Genomic DNA, 15384 nt, shown 5'->3' on the forward strand with positions numbered 1-15384 from the left:
CTGGCTCATGCGACGAGATCGAGAAGGCGGAAGAAATGCGTGGCGCTCACGACGCCCAGATCGCGCAGGGGCTTGGGGGGCATGGTGGGCGCGGCGGTATCGGGCACCGGCAGCTTGCCGAGCGATCCGTTAGCCAGAATGGCCTTCCCCATCAGTGTGCCATACGCCGTTGCCATGGCCACGCCGCGCCCGCAATAGCCATGGGCGGTCCACAGGCCGGGCTCAGGCTCGTTGATGTGGGGCACGAAGTTGCCCGTCAGCGCGATGCGGCCGGACCAGCGGAACTCAATGGGCTGCCCCCTGAGCTGCGGATAGACACGGTGGAGCGCCGCTTCGACATGGGCGAAATCGGCATCGGATCGTGGCCCGCCCAGCGTGCCGCGCGTGCCGAAAAGAACGCGGCCATGAGGATCCTTATGCCAGTAGAGCAGGATGCGCCGGATATCGGAGACCGCCTGCTCTCCCGGCAAGATTGAGTCGGCGATGTCCCCCGGTAACGGAACTGTCGCGACGATATTCGTATGTATCGAGGCGAAGCTGCGGTCGACGCTGGGCACGAGGCCACCGGAATAGGCATCGGTGGCGACAACCACCTTTTCGGCGGTGATGGCGCCGCGCGGGGTGTCGACGCGCCAGCGCCCCCCCGTGCGGGAGAGTCTGTCCGCCCGCGTCTGCCCATGCACGCCGGCGCCATGGCCCAGCGCTGCGCGCGCAAGGCCGCGCGCATAGGAAAGCGGATTGAGAGATGCGCCATGGGAATCGATCATGCCGCCGATATAGGCTTCGGAGCCGATCATCCGGGCCAGCGTATCGCGGTCGATCATGGCGAGGCCGGGAAAACCGTCCGCCGTCCAGGTATCGACACGGTCGCGCACGCGGCGCAGCCCGGCCTTGTTGTGCGCCGGCAGGAGCCAGCCGCTGCGAACCAGATCACATTGGATATCATAGCGCGCGATGAGATCGAACACGATATCGCACACCCGGCCGCCGAAGTCGGCCATGGCGCGGCCACGTTCGTCACCGAACTCCTTAACCAGTGCGCTGCGGCTGTTCTTGAAGCCACGGATCACCGCGCCGCTGTTGCGCCCCGAGCCCCCCCAGCCGGGAAAGCCGCCATCGATGATCCGGACATTCGCGCCTCCGCGCGCAAGTTCGATCGCCGTGGCGAGGCCGGTATAGCCCGCGCCGATGACGGCGACATCGCAGGAGGCATCACCGTCCAGCGGTTCCGAAAGGTCGCGCTCGACAGCCGTGGCGAGCCACAGGGACGGAAAACGATTCTGGCAGTCGCGGGCATAGTCGGTCATCGGATGTCCTGAATGGCAGCCCCGGCCTCATATCCGTTGAGCCGATGCAGACGGACGGTCGTGGCGAAGTGGTAGTTGAGTTCGGCTTTGGCGACCCGCGCATCGCCGCGCTCCAGCGCGCCAAAAATGCGGCAATGGTCGTTATAGGCGCCCTTTGGGCCGGAATCGCGGGCGATCTCGTCACTGCGAATCAGCCGTACCCGGTCGAGCACGAGTTCCAGTTCACGCACCAGCATCGCCACACCGCCGAGTTCGGCGACGGCGAGATGGAAACGCGCGTCGAGCTGGCTGAAAGCGCCACGCGAGGCGCCGCTAACAGCCTGGCGCTGTTCCTCAAGAATCGCCGCGACCGGTCCGAGCGCATCGCGCCCCGCCGCGATGGCATATTCGACGGCCATGTATTCCAGCGCCGCGCGCTGGCGATACGTGAGCACGACCTCGTCATAGCTGTAGCGGCGGATGATGTAGCGCCGTCCACCACGCTCGACGAGCCCCTCCTGTTCCAGCCGCCGCAACGCATCGCGCGCCGGGGCGCGGGAAACGCCGAACCAATCAGCGACATCCTCCTCCCGAAGCGCGTCGCCCATATGGAACTCATGGTCGAGAATGCGCTTTTTCAGGCCGGCGTAGACAGCCGGGCCGGTACTGGCATCTGAGCGCGTCGCGGTCGAGGGGATGTTCATCGCTGTTTTATGCTGTTTGTCGGCCAAATGGCACCTCTTACATTTCAGTATACGGAAATTGCATCGCGTTTCAACCCGATTCAGCGAAGCTCATAAAAACGCCATTATAGAGACCGGATATATATGGAATGATCGCGTTTTACACTTATTGAATTATATAAATAGACAGTTTTGCGTGTGTTGATGCCTCTATGTGCACCTATGAAGCGTGCATAAGAAGCATCCACGTTTTTCATCAACGTCAGGATATCTGTCCCACGCCGCTTCAGAAGCGCAGGCGCGCCTTCACGGGTCAGAGGCGCGTTTCGTTCCGCGCCGATGCCTGTCGGAACCGTGCTGCCGCGCCATGAAATGGTCTGTCGCAGTGAACCCCGGTTTACGGGACGGCCGTTGCATACTCGTAGGAAAACGATTGCTGAAACTATAAAAACTATTGTAAATAAAAGATATTTCAAGGCTTCTCTATCGCGGTCCTCCGCGCGCATCCGGCTCCGGGTAGCCGGCAACTCCATATTGCGGCCATCGCCGCATCTCGAAAAATGATGCATGACCCATCATCCATGTTTGGCCTATGTTCCGGAAGAGCGGGCGCGATGAGTCCCATTGACGGAGCGGTCGTCCGCTTTGCATCGAAATCGGAAAAAAAGTAATTGCACGCAGGGCAAAGTCGTGCTGATACTAATTGGGTATACTGAAAAACGACACTGAGCGGACGCTACGCACCATGATCGCGTCCAGCAGCCAGGCGGGAACACGATGTCAAGAATAAAACTCGGTCTCTCCATGCGCTATCTCGGCTATCATATCGCCGCGTGGCGCCACCCCGATTTCGATCCCGGGAGTCTGTCGCGGTTCGAAGCGTATCGCGACATCGCGCAGAAAGCCGAGGCGGAAAAGCTCGACATGATCTTTTTCGCGGACGGCCTTGCCGTGCGCAGCGAGGATAAGCCTGCGGGCTCGTTGTCCCACGACATGCGGAACGCTGAACTGGAGCCGATCACACTGCTTTCGGCCATCGCCGCCGTCACCAGCCGTATCGGTCTGGTCGCTACCGCCTCGACAACTTATAACGAGCCCTATCACGTCGCCCGCAAATACGCTTCGCTCGACCATATCAGCGGTGGGCGCGCCGGCTGGAATGTAGTGACGTCCTGGTCGGAGCAGGAGGCATTGAACTTCAGCCGCATCTCGAACCTGCCCAAGGATGAGCGCTACGATCGGGCGCTGGAGTTCGTGGAAGTGGTGCGGGGGCTGTGGGACAGCTTCGAGGAAGACGCCTTCACGCATGACAAGACGAGCGGACAGTTTTACGATCCGGACAAACGCCACGTTCTCGACCACAAGGGCAAATTCTTCCAGGTTCGTGGACCGCTGACGTCCGCGCGTCCGCCGCAGGGTCATCCGCTGATCGTGCAAGCCGGCGCTTCCGATCAGGGCCGCAACATCGCCGCGCAATATGCCGACGTGGTTTATACCGTGTCGCACAGCGTGGAGGAGGCGCGCGAATTCTATGCCGATCTGAAGGCACGGGCGGCGCATTTCGGCCGCCGGGACAACGCGCCGCTCATCATGCCGGCGCTGGCGTTCTATGTCGGGGAGACAACGGCGCAGGCGCAGGCCAAGCTCGACGAATTGCAGCGGCTGATCGACCCGCTGGCCGGCCTCGCGCTGCTTTATACCTATGTCGGCGATCTGTCCGCCTATGACATCGACAAGCCGATCCCAGAGGAGCATTTCGCCAACGGAATTTCGATCGGCAGCAGCCTGATCAAGCGCGCCCGGGACGAAGGCCTGACCATCCGCCAGCTTTATGAACTGATCGGTGCAGGTTACACGGTGCGCTATGTCGTCGGCACGGCAGAGGAAATCGTCGACGACATGCAGCTGTGGGTGGAGAGCGGCGCAGCGGATGGCTTCAATCTTTGCCCGCCGATCCTGCCCCACTCGCTCGACGACCTGTCCGCCTTCATACTGCCGGAACTGCGCCGTCGCGGACTTTTCCGCACCGAATACGAAGGCAGGACATTGCGTGAGAACCTGGGACTGACGTCCCCTCTCCCTTCCGGCGCGTGAGCGGAAAAACGGAGCGCGTCCCCGGGGGTCGAGATGCCGCGCGATTGAAGCGGGAGCGGCACAAGCTTTCCGGCGAGGTCATCGAGCCCGATTCCTTGCCACCGAATTAGACAATAGGACGGAAGATAACGTCCAGCAGAGGAGAACATAGAGATGAACGATGCGTTTCGTATTCATCGCCGGGATCTGTTAGGGGGACTGGGCGCTGCGGCGGCGCTCTCCGCATTCGGATACGGCCCGCGGGCGGCAATGGCCCAAACGGCCAGCCTGCGCGCGGCAATTACCGGCTATGGCGTGGTGAATACTCTCGACCCGGCAAAAGCGTCGCTGATACCGGAGTTCTATGTGATCTGGTCGCTTTTCAACGGCCTGCTGAAATTCGATGACACGATGAAAATCGTGCCTGATCTGGCGGAATCCTACAGGATACTGGAAGGAGGTTCGATCGAATTCAAGTTGCGTGCGGGCGTCACGTTCCACGACGGTTCGCCGTTGACCGCCGACGACGTAAAATTCTCGCTCGAACGCCTGCTCGATCCGGCTACGGCCTCGCCCAACGCCAGCAAGGTGGCCGCCGTGGATCACGTCGAGGTCATCGATGACCTGACGGTCGTCGTGCGTACGAAAACGCCTTTCGCGCCGCTGCTGACCTTCCTCACCAACGCACGCACGGGCACGCAGATCCTGCCGCGCAAGGCCTTCGAGGCGATGGGCGCGGAAGCCTTCGCCAGAAAGCCTGTCGGCACGGGCCCTTACAAGCTGGCGAGCTGGGATGTCGGCTCGGGGCTCAAAATAGAGGCTAACGAAGCGTATTTCGGGGGCGCGCCGACGATCAAGACCGTGGAGATTCCGCTGATTGCGGAAGAGGCGTCGGGTGTTACGGCGTTGCTCGGCAACCAGATCGATCTGACATCGACGGTGCCGACCGCCGATGTGCCGCAGCTGATGCGCAACTCCGCCGTGACGGTATTTCGCCAACTCGGCTTCAATGTTCGCTACATCTCGATCAATCTCACCAAGCCGCCGTTCAACGATGTGCACTTCCGTCGCGCCGTCTCCATGGCTTTCCAGCGCGAAGCGATGGTGCAGACGGTGCTTTTCGGCGAGGGCGAGCCTCTGCGCGGCTTCTTTCCACCCTTGCTGGGCGCTAATCACACCGCGGCTGGCCACTCGGTGACAGGTTTCGACCCTGCGGCGGCCAAGGAGGAGCTTGCGAAATCGAAATACGGCGCCGCCGAGTATCCCGTCGAGGTGCTGACCTGGGGAGGCGGCTGGTGGAAGCGCTTCGCCGAGATTTTCGTCGCGCAGGTGAACCAGGTTCTCGGCACGAAGTTTTCCGTTTCGGTCACCGACAGTAACGCCGCATTCGCGCGGCAGCAGAAGGGCGACTTCACGGCCGGCGTGTGGGGCTGGCTCGGCATGATCGATCCGGATGAATACATGGGCGATATCGTTCATTCGGCCGGCTGGCGCAACTATGGAAAATTCAAGAACGCCGAGGTCGACGGGCTGCTCGAAAGGGCGCGCGCGGAACTCGATCCGGCCACGCGCGCCAGGCTTTACAATCAGGCGGAGGCCCTGGCTATCGAGGAAGTTCCGATCATCCCCTGCTTCTGCTCGAACATTCACAACCTGTTGCGCAAGAATATCAAGGGGTTCGTCCAGAAACCTTACTCCAACTTCGGTGATCAGTTCGCACATATGAGCATCGTCTGACGATGTCGGATACCAAGGTTCATCTTGCGGCAAGAATTGCGACTGCCGATTTCCGGCAGTCGCTTTCCCGCAGCCTGAAAGCAACTGCCAGTCGGCTCGCCAGCGCGTTGCTGGTGCTCCTTGTCGGTTCTCTGGTCGTGTTCCTGACCATCAAGGCCGCACCCGGCGACCCTGCCCTTTCGGTACTCGGCGAGCAGGCGTCTCCTGAGGCGATCGCCGCCTTTCACAAGGAGCACGGCCTCGATCGTCCGTTGGCGATGCAGTATCTGTCCTGGCTCGGCGGTGTACTGACGGGAGATTTCGGCGCCTCCCTGACAGTTGCTGCCCGCCAGCCGGTTTCCGCGCTTCTGTTTGCGAAGCTGCCGGCAACGCTTTTCCTTGGCTTCTATGCGCTTTTCCTCGCGGTCGCCATCTCGCTCCTGCTCGGCACGCTTGCCGCCAGTCAGCGCGGCAAGCTTACCGACACGGTCTGCACGTCCATTTCGGTGTTCGGCATCTCCATGCCGGATTTCTGGCTGAGCTACGTGTTGATCTACTTCTTCGGCCTTGGTCTCGGCTGGTTTCCGACCTACGGTTACGTGTCTCCGGGCGAAAGCCTTGTCGATGCGCTGTATGTCGGCTTTTTGCCGGCGCTGGCCATTGCGGCACCGATGGCCGCCGTATTCTCGCGTACCTTGCGCGCGGTGTTGATCGAGACGATGACGCGCCCCTACGTCACGGCCGCCCGCGCGTTCGGCCTGAAGTCCGGTTTCATTTTTCTCCACTACACGTTCCGCAATGCGCTGGTGCCGTATCTGACCGTCATCGGACTACAGATCCGCTACATCCTCGGCGGCGTTGTCGTGGTGGAGCGCATTTTCGGCGTTCCGGGGGTGGGCTCCCTCATGGTCGATGGCTCCTTCCAGCGGGACTACCCGGTGCTGCTGGCCTGCACCATCGTGTTTCTCGCCATCGTGCTCCTGGTGAATACTGTTACTGACAGCATCTGCACCCTTCTCGATCCGCGGAGGTCGCGCTGATGTCCTCTCCTTTCAGGCAAAAACTCCGCCGCTTCTTCAGCCACAGAACGGCCGCCGTCGGGCTTTCGATCACGCTGTTCGTCATCATCGCCGTGATCCTGGGCCCGATGATCCTGCCGCATGACCCGGAGATGGTGGATTTCATGGCGGTGCTCGTTCCGCCGGGGTTTGCGCACCCGCTCGGAACGGACAGCTTCGGCCGTGACGTGCTCTCCCGCGTGCTTGCCGGGGGCCGCGTGTCGTTCGGGATCAGCTTCGCCGCCATCACGCTGGCCGCGGCGGCCGGGGCGATGATGGGCATTGCCGCAGGCTACTTCCGCGGCTGGTGCGAGAACGTCCTCATGCGGATCGCAGATCTCCTCTTCGCCTTCCCGAGCTTTATCCTTGCATTGTTGCTGATGGTGCTCTTCGGCTTTTCCACGGTGAACATCATCTTTGCCATCGCCTTGGTATACCTGCCGATTTTCGCCCGTATCTCGCGCAACGCGACGATGTTGATCCGGGAGGAGCCCTTCATTCAGGCGGCGCGGCTGATGGGCCGCAGCCCCGGCGCGATCATGCTGACCGACATCTTGCCCAACATCGCGACGCCGCTCTTGGTGCAGGCAAGCGCAGGCCTCGCCTTCGCCATCATTCTCGAAGCGGGCCTCAGCTTCATCGGCCTCGGTGTGCAACCGCCAACCCCCTCTCTCGGCGGCATCATGGCCGACGGGCGGGAGTACTTCAGCCGGGCGCCCTGGGTGCTGACGATGAGCGGGCTCGCGATATCGTTCGCGCTTCTGGGGATCAACCTGCTGGGAGACGGATTGCGCGACCTGACCGACCCGCGCCTGCGTGAGAGGATGTGAGACCATGGATGAGGCGCTCGTCAAAATTCGCGACCTGCGTGTCTCTTTCGGACGCGGCGATGCGAAAACACGGATACTCAAGGGCATCGACATCGATCTCGCTAACGGCGAAATCCTCGGAATCATAGGCGAATCCGGTTCGGGCAAGACGATGACGGGCCTGTCGCTGCTGAGGCTCCTGCCGCAGACTGCCCATGTCGAAGCAGTGAAAATGTTCTTTGCCGGCGAGGAGTTGCAGCAGAAAAGCGGAGGTGAGTTTGACGCTCTGCGCGGCGTCCAACTGGCCATGGTGTTTCAGGATCCGGTGGGCTCCTTCAACCCGTGCAAGACAATTGGCTGGCATTTCGCGCAAGTGCTGCGCAGGGTCGGAGAAACGGGAGAGCTGCGGGATAAGAGCGTTCAGTTGCTGCGCGACGTCGGGGTGAAGCGTGCGGAAGAGACGATGTTTCTCTATCCACACCAGCTCAGCGGTGGCATGCTCCAACGCGCGCTCATCGCACTCGTGCTCGCGCTGCGGCCGAAACTGATTGTGGCCGACGAACCGACGACAAATCTCGACAAGATCGTGGAAAAACAGGTTCTTGACCTGTTTCTATCGCTCCAGCGGCGGCTCGGTGCGAGCGTGATCTTCGTTACGCACGACATGCCGGTTGCGGCGTCGTTCTGTCACCGCATCGCAGTCATGAACGCAGGCGAAATCGTCGAGGTTGGTGAGACTGCGCAGATTTTCGGCCGGCCCAGGCATCCCTATACCCGTCGTCTGATCGACACCGCGCTGAAACTTGCCGGTGCCAACGGCAGGCCCAAGGAGAACCAGAGCCATCGGGCGCGCCAGGCAGCGCGCTTCGCCGAGGAACCGCTTTACCGGGTCCGCGATCTCACCATCTCGTTTCCCCATTCGAACAGGCACGGCAGCTTCAGAGCGCTCGACGGCGTGAGCTTCGATGTGATGCCGGGCGAGATACTCGGGATTCTCGGGGAATCCGGCTCCGGCAAGACAACGCTCGGCCGTAGCCTCCTGCGACTTTACGAACCCGCAGGAGGCCGGATCGAGTACCGCGGACGCGACATTACGCACGAGAGGGAACGTTCGTTGCGCTCCATCCGGCGCGAGATGCAGATGGTGTTTCAGGATCCCGGCGGCTCATTCAGCCCGCGCAGAACCATGGGCCAGGCATTGCGGGAGGCGCTGGCAATGGCACGCCATCCGAGGGCGGAACTCAGGCGCCGCGCCGTCTCGCTTCTTGAGCGGGTAGGACTGACTGCCGAGCACGGCGACCGTTACGCCCACGAACTTTCCGGCGGCCAGTTGCAGCGTGTCGCCATCGCCAGAGCCATCGCGCTTGAGCCCAGGGTGATCGTGGCTGACGAGGCCGTATCCAAGCTGGATGTTTCGGTCCGGGCAGAAATCCTGACCCTGTTAGGTGATGTACAGCGCGAAATCGGCATGGCAATTATCTTCATTACGCACGATCTCGACGTAGCACGCTATATCTGTGACCGAATTGCAGTCATGTATCACGGGAAGCTGCTGGAGATAGGTCATACAGAAGAAATATTTACCCGCCCAGCGGCCGGTTACACCCAATCCCTGCTCGGAACCCATCAGAATCTGGCCAAATTGATCGGAGCCGTGGCGTGAAAAGTAAAACCGTCTACATAGATTGTTCCGAACTGATGCTGGCGGCCTTGGCCCGGGTGAAACCCGACTACGCCGACCATGTCCACGTCAATATCGGCGACCCGTCTGGCGACGAAGTAGTGGCGATTGCGCAGAATGCCGAAGTAATCTGGAATGGCCACACCACGATCGATGCAGCGCTGCTGGCGCGCCTGCCCGCGTTGCGGCGCATCATCTTTCTGGGCAGTGGAGCCGCAAGCTACATCGATCTCGATACAGCGGCGGCGCGCGGGATTTCCGTCGAAACCATCTCCGGATATGGAGACAGGGCCGTCGCGGAACACGCGGCCGCGCTCATGCTGTCGGCGGCGCGGCAAGTCGGCCGCATGGAGCGCGATCTGCGGCGTGGGCACTGGGAACCGCTCGAAGGCATGGAACTCGGCGGGAAGACACTCGGACTCATCGGGATCGGTGGCATCGGGCGCACGTTTGCCGATATTGGCAAGGCATTCGGCATGGAGGTTGTCGTCTGGAATCGCTCCAGCCTGACGGATGACTGGACGGCGCACCAGCGCAGCCTCGACGAGGTGCTGGCGCAAGCGGACGTTATCTCCCTGCATCTGGCGCTCACGCCTGAGACACGCGGCTTTTTCGGGACCGAACAGTTCGCGGGGATGAAAGCGGGCGCGTTGTTCATCAACACAGCGCGCGCGGGGCTCGTCGACACGGCCGCGATGATCGATGCCCTGCAATCCGGTCGCCTTGGTCACGCGGCACTGGACGTCTTTGACATGGAACCGCTCCCGAAGGACGATCCGCTTCTGGCACTCGCAAACGCCACCCTGACCGCCCATGCCGGATTCAAGACCCGGGAGGCCACGGAGCGGCTGGCTGCAAAAGCGATGGCGCTTAGCCTGATGCCCTTCAGATCTGACGTCGTTACGGGATTTGAGTAGGAAATCGGGCCAGGCTTCTCAAACAAGACAGTTTTTTCGCCCGGAAATGTTGCAGGTCTACAATTGCCGCGTCGACCTGCTGTTTCTATCCGTAGGATTGCGCGGGGAACGTCCAGAACAGGCAGATATGCCAGGCAATGGTGGGCTGCGTTCCGCGCCAATATTGGTGGGGAGAATGAGGGATGTCGACTGTTATGCACACCGGAGTTGCTTCGGGCAGCAAGGAGACCTTGGCGGAAAAGCTGCGCCTGACCATGCGCTCGTCCGTGATGAGTGTGTCGCTGGTCACGACCTGCGATGAGGAAGGCGCCTTTCACGGTCTGGCGGCGACCAGCGCCAGCTCGCTTACGATGGAGCCGCCTGCCATGATGGTGGCGGTAAACCGGACCGCCTCTTGCCACCCCGTCATCGGGAAGTCCCGCAAGTTCTGCGTCAATCTGCTCGCCGCATCGCAGACATCGGTGCTGGAGAATTTTTCGCGCAGCGATCGGCGTGCCCTGCGTTTCGCGGGAGACGCCTGGCGCGTGGGCCGGCTGGGCTTGCCATACCTCGACGGCGCAATCTCTAACGTTTTCTGCGAGGTCGATGCCGCTCACGATTACGGCACGCATACGGTCTATTTCGGCCGCATCGTGGAACTCATCATGCCGGAGGCCGCAACCGGCAGGCAGAGATCGCCGTTGGCATGGTATCAGGGGAAATCGGCATGCCTTTCGGCGGTTGAATGAACGCGACAATTTAAAGCACTTTTCGCTCAGACGTAATCGTAAGATGCTCTGCGATTATTTATTGGATCGAATTCTATCGATCAGACGATTACGTCTGATCAGAAAACGATCTAAATGCAATATCTTCTCCAGAAATAAATCACTATATTTTTAGCGTGTGCGTAAAAGCAACGGATCCGCGATCCATCCTTCCAGAGAATCGACAGCAGCGGGAGCGCCGAAGCCGTTGTCGCGCTGGCGCCAGGCCCACGCCGCCTGAACGGCGCAGAAAAGCGCGTCAAGGTGATCGCCGCCCGGATCGGCGCACAGGCTGTCCGGCGCGTCCACGGAGAAACCGTAGACAGCCGGCGCTTCGGCGCGCAGGGTCTCCAGCAGCGCACGCCGTGCGTTGTGCTGGTCGGCGGTCTGTTTGCTCCGCGTATCGTTCTTGTAGCTGCGGCGACCGATCAGCCGGCGCGCAAGCACGCCGGGATAGGCTTCCACGACGAGCCTTGCCGGATCGCCTTCCCGCAAGTTCGGTATCGTCACGCCAGAGGCCAGCAGGCGCGGAGCACCTTCAAAAAACATGCGGCCAACGGGGACGCCGTTGAGCTTCTGAGGGCTTATAGAGCCGGCGGCTTTGTCTGTCTCGCGCCGATGCTCCTTGTCGCCGGCAACCCGGTCGGCGCGATAGCGTTCCAGAGTCTCGCAATAGCCGTCGCGGCCGAGATCTCGTGCATGCGCGACGTAGTCAGCCCAATGGGGCGGCCAGCCGATGGTCTCGATAAAGCGGCGCGCCTGTCCGAAGGGAAAGTCGATGCCAGCGATCCAGAGGCCGGGCCGCGAGAGTGCATCCTCGAACGGCGCGAAGCTGCTCCATTCGTCGAGAGCGTGTGAGCGCAGGAGGCCTTCCTCCAGCGTGCAGCGAATACAGGTAATGGGCTTACGCCGCGAGGGGCGGCTGGTGAAATCTATTCCGAGGATATCCATCGCACCTGTCACCGCATGGCGTGCGCCGCGATTTACCTTTCCATTCCGATGTTACTCAGGCAGCGGTCGCTTACAAGGCGTGCAGCCTAGCTGTTTCCGCGCGTCCGGAATCGGGATGGAGCGCGGCCTGCGCGGTGTGCAGCCGCCGGTAACGGCTGTTCTCGCGGGTGAGCAGTTCGACATGGCTGCCTTGTTCGACGATCCCGCCGCTCTCTACAACGAGGATGCGGTCGGCGTTGGCAATAGTCGCCAACCGGTGGGCGATGACCAGCGTGGTGCGGCCCTGTGCAAGCTCCGCAAGCGATTGCTGGATGGCCCGTTCGGTCTCGGTGTCGAGCGCGGAGGTCGCCTCGTCGAGGATGAGGATCGGCGGGTTCTTCAGGAAGATGCGGGCGATGGCAAGGCGCTGCTTCTGCCCGCCCGAGAGTTTCACGCCGCGCTCGCCCACAACGGTGTCGAGACCGTTCGGCATCGAAGCGATCACGCCGTCCAGCCGCGCGCGGCGCGCGGCGTCGACGATCTCCTCCTCGGTCGCCTCCAGCCGGCCGTAGGCGATGTTCTCTCGGACGGTGCCTGCGAAGAGGAAGACATCCTGCTGCACGATGCCGATGTTCGAGCGCAGGGATTTCAGCGTCATGTCGCGGATGTCGATGCCGTCGATGATGATCGCGCCAGCGGCGATCTCGTAGAAGCGCGGCAGCAGGGAGCAGATCGTCGTCTTGCCGGCACCGGACGGGCCGACGAAGGCGATGGTTTCACCCGCACGGATCGAAAGGTTCAGGTTTTCGAAAATCGGCCTTTCCGGCTGATAACCGAAACGGACGTCGCGGTACTCGATATCGCCCTTCAGGCGCGCGACCGCCTTTGCCCCCAGCCGGTCGGCGACGTCCGGCCGTGTGGCGAGGAAGGCCAGGTAGCGCTGGAAACCGGCGATGCCCTTGGGATAGGTTTCGATGACGGCGTTGATCATGTCGAGCGGCCGGAAGAACACGCCGACCAGCAGCAGGAAGCCGACGAAGCCGCCCGCCGACAGCTCGCCGCGCACCACGAACCAGGATCCTGCCAGCATCACCGCCACCTGCACGAAGCGCATCGACAGATAGGATAGCGAGTTGGACGCCGCCATCACCTTGTAAGCTTCAAGCTTGGTGGCAAGATAGTTGCGGTTGTTCTCGGCGAACAACCGGCGCTCGTGATCCTCGTTGGCGAACGCCTGCACGACTCGGATGCCGCCGACGTTCTCCTCGATGCGGGTGTTGAAATCGGCCACGCGGCCATAGATCGCGCGCCACGTTTCGGTCATGCGGCTGCCGTAGCGGATGGTAACGAACGCCGCCAGCGGCAGAATCAGCGCCGTGACAAGCGCCAGCGGCACGTGCACCCAGAGCATCAGCAGGAAGGCGCCGATCAACGTCATCACGGCGATGAAGACATCCTCAGGCCCGTGATGGGCGACCTCTCCGATTTCCTCCAGATCCTTGGTGAGCCGCGCGACCAGATGGCCGGTTTTCTGGTTGTCGAAGAAGCCGAAGGAGAGCTTCTGCAGATGATCGAACGCTCTGCGCCGCATCTCGGTCTCGATCCTGATGCCGAGCATGTGCCCCCAGTAGATGACGATGACATGCAGGGCGGCGTTAACGAAATAGATAATGAACAGGCCGAGCGCGGCGAGCGCGATCAGGCCGAGATTCTCTGTGGGCAGAAGCCTGTCGATGAACAACGTCACCGCGACCGGAAAGACGAGTTCCAGCAGGCCCGAGGCAACGGCGCAGGAGAAATCGAGCACGAACAGGCCGCGATGCGGGCGATAATAGGCGGCGAAACGCTTCAGCAGACTACGCATCGATGGCTCCTTTTCCCTGCTGGCGGCGGCCCCTCGCCCGCCCGCGCTCTTCTATACAGCAGCGGGGCGACGATGGCAGCGCCCGCACGGGCGGATACGAGGCCCGCCGGAAGCTGGCAGCCGGAGACGGGCGAACGGGAGAAGATCGCTCCGGCGCGTTGGAAATCGGGCGCCGGTTGGCGGAAGCGCAGGCGAATTTATCCCAGCCAGATGCCGTGCTCGACGGCGGGCGCGACGCCGACAACGTTTTCGTCGCTCTCCGAAAATCCGATCAGGACATCGGTCCGCGAACGCTGGCCGGAATCGAGTTGCTCGTTCCAGAAGGCGATGCCGCCCGTGTCTCCGTCGCGGCCGAGGATGTTGCGGTACAGGCTGTCCACGAACCCGGCGTTGGAAACGTCTTTTCCATAGAGCAACGCGAATTCCCGGGAATCGATGAACCGGTCGGCCACGTATTGCAGCCCGTTACCGGCATCGAGCACGTCTACCCAGTAATTGAGGCCGACGGTGTCGGGCGTGCGGTCGAAAGCCGCCTGATAGAGCCGGTAGGCCTGCCCCGCGCTCCCGCGCACATCGAGCGCAAGCGTGCCGTCGGAAAACGCGATGCGCTCGAACGACTCAAGCACCTGCCCCGGCCAGTCGGCGGATGCCTGCCGGTCGGCGGGCACGATCACGAACGAATCAATGTTGCCGGAAAGGGTCACCGCCGCGTGGGCGAGGCCGGTGACGAACACATCGAAACCTGCGCCGCCGGAGGCGCTGACAGGTTGATCATAGGCAATGACGCGGTCGTTGCCTGCCCCGGCCCAGACCCCGTCCCTGCCGCCGCCGGTATCGATCACATCGTTCGCGCTGGTGCCACGGATGAATTCGCTCCCCACCGAGCCCCATTGATAGAGGGTTTCGGAGCCCGCGTCCCAGGACCAGTGAAGCCGTTCCTTCGCGCTTTCGTCGCCGTAAAGCACGCGCACGGCATCGATGTCGAGATGGGCGATCCCTCCGTCTCCCGCCTGGTTGTAGGACATGACGGTATGCTCGCCGTTGTCCAGATCGCGGTGGAGACGGATATCACCGTCGAAGGGATGCTTCAGGCCGAGAATGTGGCCGATCTCGTGGGTGACCACCGTCCTGAACTGAAGCTCCCCGGCAACATCGAGACGCACGTCGCGGTCGATCATGACGTCGCCGCTGAAACCATCGCGCCCGTCCCCGTAGGAGGAGGCGACGTAGCCGCCTTCGTTTCTGGAGCCTGCCGCGGACGGGTATCCGCTCAATCCCGACACGTTCCGCCCATAAATGAGATCGAGATTATACGCGCCGAACGTCAGGTCGCCCTCGTTCTGATATGTCTCGATGAAGATCACGCCCGAGACGCCTGACCATTCCTGAAGCCCCGCGCGAACGATGTTTTTTTCGGCCTCGGTCAGGGGGGAAAACGAGGCGACGGCATTGGGCCTGTCGTTACGCACGCCCGGCGCGGCCGACGTCGAGAAGGAATATGTCAGGATGATCGGCTGGCCCTTGTCGGGCAACCAGGAAGTTCCGCTCAGGAGCGCGGTGTAGTCCGAAACAATGGTTGCCATGCCATCCTCTCCCCCAGACAGTCCGGCGTAGCTTTCGC

At 61.9% G+C, this 15384-nt stretch carries 12 protein-coding genes; 7 read left to right on the forward strand and 5 right to left on the reverse strand.

Features of this window, described 5'->3' with window-relative positions:
• Positions 1 to 5: 5 nt before the first annotated feature.
• On the reverse strand, positions 6 to 1307 hold the full coding sequence (locus FHS82_RS12725; protein WP_166953353.1) for an NAD(P)/FAD-dependent oxidoreductase: 1302 nt from the start codon (positions 1305 to 1307) through the stop codon (positions 6 to 8).
• Entirely contained in the window at positions 1304 to 1990 is a 687-nt protein-coding gene (locus tag FHS82_RS12730; protein WP_166953355.1) for a GntR family transcriptional regulator, read from the reverse strand. Before FHS82_RS12730 ends, FHS82_RS12725 begins: the two co-directional genes overlap by 4 nt.
• A 756-nt stretch (positions 1991 to 2746) precedes the next feature.
• Here FHS82_RS12730 and FHS82_RS12735 point away from each other — a divergent pair.
• The 7 genes from FHS82_RS12735 to FHS82_RS12765 all read left to right on the forward strand — a co-directional run bounded on the left by FHS82_RS12735 (position 2747) and on the right by FHS82_RS12765 (position 10951).
• A complete protein-coding gene (locus FHS82_RS12735; protein WP_166953357.1) occupies positions 2747 to 4063 on the forward strand; it encodes an LLM class flavin-dependent oxidoreductase in 1317 nt (438 codons plus the stop codon).
• Between the two features lie 153 nt (positions 4064 to 4216).
• Positions 4217 to 5779: an ABC transporter substrate-binding protein gene (locus FHS82_RS12740; RefSeq protein ID WP_166953360.1), complete on the forward strand. Its 1563-nt coding sequence runs from the start codon at positions 4217 to 4219 to the stop codon at positions 5777 to 5779.
• A 2-nt stretch (positions 5780 to 5781) separates the two neighbouring features.
• Positions 5782 to 6798, forward strand: a complete 1017-nt coding sequence (locus FHS82_RS12745; RefSeq protein ID WP_166953362.1) for an ABC transporter permease — start codon at positions 5782 to 5784, stop codon at positions 6796 to 6798.
• Positions 6798 to 7646: an ABC transporter permease gene (locus tag FHS82_RS12750; RefSeq protein WP_166953365.1), complete on the forward strand. Its 849-nt coding sequence runs from the start codon at positions 6798 to 6800 to the stop codon at positions 7644 to 7646. Before FHS82_RS12745 ends, FHS82_RS12750 begins: the two co-directional genes overlap by 1 nt.
• Positions 7647 to 7650: 4 nt before the next feature.
• Positions 7651 to 9288, forward strand: a complete 1638-nt coding sequence (locus tag FHS82_RS12755) for a dipeptide ABC transporter ATP-binding protein (RefSeq protein WP_166953366.1) — start codon at positions 7651 to 7653, stop codon at positions 9286 to 9288.
• Positions 9285 to 10223: an NAD(P)-dependent oxidoreductase gene (locus tag FHS82_RS12760; RefSeq protein ID WP_166953368.1), complete on the forward strand. Its 939-nt coding sequence runs from the start codon at positions 9285 to 9287 to the stop codon at positions 10221 to 10223. The genes FHS82_RS12755 and FHS82_RS12760 overlap by 4 nt, the downstream gene beginning before the upstream one ends.
• Before the next feature lie 182 nt (positions 10224 to 10405).
• Positions 10406 to 10951 (forward strand): flavin reductase family protein, encoded by a 546-nt coding sequence (locus FHS82_RS12765; protein WP_166953370.1) that lies wholly within the window; start codon positions 10406 to 10408, stop codon positions 10949 to 10951.
• 150 nt (positions 10952 to 11101) lie between these two features.
• On the opposite strand, the gene FHS82_RS12770 is transcribed toward FHS82_RS12765, so the two are convergent.
• The 3 genes from FHS82_RS12770 to FHS82_RS12780 all read right to left on the reverse strand — a co-directional run bounded on the left by FHS82_RS12770 (position 11102) and on the right by FHS82_RS12780 (position 15346).
• On the reverse strand, positions 11102 to 11920 hold the full coding sequence (locus FHS82_RS12770; protein ID WP_166953373.1) for a DUF429 domain-containing protein: 819 nt from the start codon (positions 11918 to 11920) through the stop codon (positions 11102 to 11104).
• A gap of 70 nt (positions 11921 to 11990) precedes the next feature.
• Positions 11991 to 13763 (reverse strand): ABC transporter ATP-binding protein, encoded by a 1773-nt coding sequence (locus FHS82_RS12775; protein ID WP_166953375.1) that lies wholly within the window; start codon positions 13761 to 13763, stop codon positions 11991 to 11993.
• Between the two features lie 197 nt (positions 13764 to 13960).
• Complete coding sequence (locus FHS82_RS12780) at positions 13961 to 15346, reverse strand: DUF4214 domain-containing protein (RefSeq protein ID WP_166953377.1); 1386 nt, start codon at positions 15344 to 15346, stop codon at positions 13961 to 13963.
• Between the last annotated feature and the right edge of the window lie 38 nt (positions 15347 to 15384).

The sequence above is a fragment of the Pseudochelatococcus lubricantis genome (genome assembly GCF_011762225.1).
Taxonomy (GTDB): domain Bacteria; phylum Pseudomonadota; class Alphaproteobacteria; order Rhizobiales; family Beijerinckiaceae; genus Pseudochelatococcus; species Pseudochelatococcus lubricantis.

Bases quoted from the DNA above. Each gene is read 5' to 3' on its own strand.
- FHS82_RS12775 (WP_166953375.1), bottom strand. From the start codon at position 13,763: ATGCGTAGTCTGCTGAAGCGTTTCGCCGCCTATTATCGCCCGCATCGC.
- FHS82_RS12735 (WP_166953357.1), top strand. From the start codon at position 2,747: ATGTCAAGAATAAAACTCGGTCTCTCCATGCGCTATCTCGGCTATCAT.
- FHS82_RS12755 (WP_166953366.1), top strand. From the start codon at position 7,651: ATGGATGAGGCGCTCGTCAAAATTCGCGACCTGCGTGTCTCTTTCGGA.
- FHS82_RS12780 (WP_166953377.1), bottom strand. From the start codon at position 15,346: ATGGCAACCATTGTTTCGGACTACACCGCGCTCCTGAGCGGAACTTCC.
- FHS82_RS12730 (WP_166953355.1), bottom strand. From the start codon at position 1,990: ATGAACATCCCCTCGACCGCGACGCGCTCAGATGCCAGTACCGGCCCG.
- FHS82_RS12740 (WP_166953360.1), top strand. From the start codon at position 4,217: ATGAACGATGCGTTTCGTATTCATCGCCGGGATCTGTTAGGGGGACTG.
- FHS82_RS12725 (WP_166953353.1), bottom strand. From the start codon at position 1,307: ATGACCGACTATGCCCGCGACTGCCAGAATCGTTTTCCGTCCCTGTGG.
- FHS82_RS12765 (WP_166953370.1), top strand. From the start codon at position 10,406: ATGTCGACTGTTATGCACACCGGAGTTGCTTCGGGCAGCAAGGAGACC.
- FHS82_RS12750 (WP_166953365.1), top strand. From the start codon at position 6,798: ATGTCCTCTCCTTTCAGGCAAAAACTCCGCCGCTTCTTCAGCCACAGA.
- FHS82_RS12745 (WP_166953362.1), top strand. From the start codon at position 5,782: ATGTCGGATACCAAGGTTCATCTTGCGGCAAGAATTGCGACTGCCGAT.
- FHS82_RS12770 (WP_166953373.1), bottom strand. From the start codon at position 11,920: ATGGATATCCTCGGAATAGATTTCACCAGCCGCCCCTCGCGGCGTAAG.